The organism is Chitinophaga sp. (assembly GCF_036566945.1).
GTDB lineage: Bacteria > Bacteroidota > Bacteroidia > Chitinophagales > Chitinophagaceae > Chitinophaga.
In genome coordinates, this window is record NZ_DATCVJ010000833.1 from 1 (window position 1) to 2,295 (window position 2,295).

General features: G+C 46.2%; 1 protein-coding gene. It reads left to right on the forward strand.

Features of this window, described 5'->3' with window-relative positions; genetic code table 11:
- Positions 1 to 136: 136 nt before the first annotated feature.
- Positions 137 to 2,254 carry a DNA topoisomerase 3 gene (locus VIP81_RS25250; RefSeq protein ID WP_331967805.1) on the forward strand — a complete coding sequence of 706 codons (2,118 nt, stop codon included), beginning with the start codon at positions 137 to 139 and terminating at the stop codon, positions 2,252 to 2,254.
- Positions 2,255 to 2,295 lie beyond the last annotated feature (41 nt).

Sequence of the window (2,295 nt, forward strand, 5' to 3'; positions counted from 1 at the left end):
CGTTAAGAAAGACCGGAAGTACATGAAGAAATATAATAAGGTGGCGAATAAATATTCTTTGAAAAGAATTAAGAATTAGGGGGTATTATTGTTTAAAAGAATTTATCCGACATTTGTTAGCCAATTTTAATCGATTATGAAAGTTTGCATTGCTGAAAAACCAAGTGTAGCAAGGGATATTGCAGAAGTGATCGGAGCTAAACAACGCAAAGATGGCTACTATGAGGGCAATGGCTACCAGGTAACCTGGACTTTCGGACATTTCTGTACCCTGAAGGAACCACACGATTATTACGATCAATGGAAGTTCTGGCGGCTGGAAGATCTCCCCATGATCCCCGGCAGCTTCGGTATTAAGCTGATTGAAAACTCAGGCGTACAAAAGCAGTTTAAGATTATAGAAACCCTGGTACAGCAATGTGAAGAAGTGATCAACTGCGGGGATGCCGGCCAGGAAGGAGAACTGATACAACGTTGGGTACTGCTCAAAGCCAAATGTGTAGCCCCTGTTAAAAGGCTCTGGATTTCCTCCCTCACGGTGGAGGCGATTCGCAATGGCTTCCTGCAACTAAAAGATTCGGAGCAATACAATAACCTGTACGCCGCGGGCAGCGCCCGCGCTATTGGCGACTGGCTCCTGGGCATGAATGCCACCCGCCTGTTCACCAAAAAGTTTGCGCAGGGAAAAGTGGTATTGTCTATTGGCCGCGTACAAACACCCACACTGGCCATGCTGGTACAGCGGCAAAAGGAAATCAATGCGTTTGTATCGGAAGACTACTGGGAGCTGAAAACCATTTACCGGGAAACAGAGTTCACCGCCGCCATAGACCGGCTCAAAAGTCCCGATAAAGCCGCCAAAGGACTCGCGTATTTAAAAGAGCATCCGTTTGAGGTCACCTCTTTCGAAAAAAAAGATGGTAAAGAAGGGAATCCCCGCCTGTTTGACCTCACCGCCCTGCAGGTAGAAGCCAACAAGAAATTTGGCTTCTCTGCCGATGATACGCTGAAATATATCCAGAACCTTTACGAGAAAAAACTGACCACCTACCCAAGGGTAGATACTACTTACCTCTCGGAAGACCTGCACCCGAAAATTGCCGGCATATTAACGGATATGACACCTTATGCTGCGCTCACTGCGCCGCTGCTGGCCAATCCTATCCCCAAGCTAAAAACGGTGTTCGATGATAAAAAGGTTACAGATCACCATGCCATCATCCCTACCGGTATGCACCCCGGCGGTTTGCCGCTGGAAGAAAAACGCATCTACGACCTGGTAGCCCGCCGCTTTATTGCCGCCTTCTACCCGGAATGTAAGATCTCCAACACCACCGTACTCGGGAAAGTAGGACAGGTACCCTTTAAAGTAACCGGTAAACAAATCCTCGAACCAGGCTGGAAAGAAGTATATGCGAACGACGTAAAAGAGAAAAAAGAAGGCGAAGAAGAAGAAAAAATCCTGCCGCACTTCGAAGTAGGAGAAAGCGGGCCACATACCCCCCGGATACACCAGGGAAAAACAACACCTCCCAAAGCCTTTACGGAAGCTACTTTGCTGAGGGCAATGGAAACTGCAGGTAAACAGGTAGATGATGAAGATTTGCGCGAAATGCTGAAAGATAACGGTATTGGCCGCCCTTCTACCCGCGCCAATATTATTGAAACCCTGTTCCGCAGAAAATATATAGAAAAGAAAAAGAAGAATATCTATGCCACCCAAACCGGTATAGATCTCATCGATACCATTCAGACAGAATTGCTGAAAAGTCCCGAACTCACCGGTCAATGGGAACGTAAGCTGCGCCTCATAGAAAAAGGCGAATATGCCATGGAGACTTTCAAAGATGAATTGATTCAAATGGTGGTAGACCTCACCAAAGAGGTGAAGACAGCCAGTTATAAATTCATCACCGTTGCCGCAGATCCGCCACCGGCGCCTCCGGAAAAGGAAAAAACGAAGAAAGAACCCAAGCCCAAAAAAGCAGTGGTTATCGAAGAAATGCAATGCCCTAAGTGCAAAACGCATTTACTCAAAAAAGGTAATACCGCTTATGGCTGCGCCAATTTCAAGGAATGTGGTTTCAAACTTCCTTTTGAAATGCTGGGCAAAAAACTCAACGACAAACAGGTAGCCGACCTCCTGACCAAAGGAAAAACGGCTAAAATAAAGGGCTTGAAAACGCCCGGCAGTGCGGAAGAAAAAGAAGGTAAGCTGGTGCTGGGAGCAGACTTTAATATCAGTATAGAATAAAATTTTGTCTTTGTCCAGGATTATACTGATGTAGATGATTT

Coding starts and splice junctions, on each gene's coding strand:
- VIP81_RS25250 (WP_331967805.1), top strand. CDS start 137: ATGAAAGTTTGCATTGCTGAAAAACCAAGTGTAGCAAGGGATATTGCA.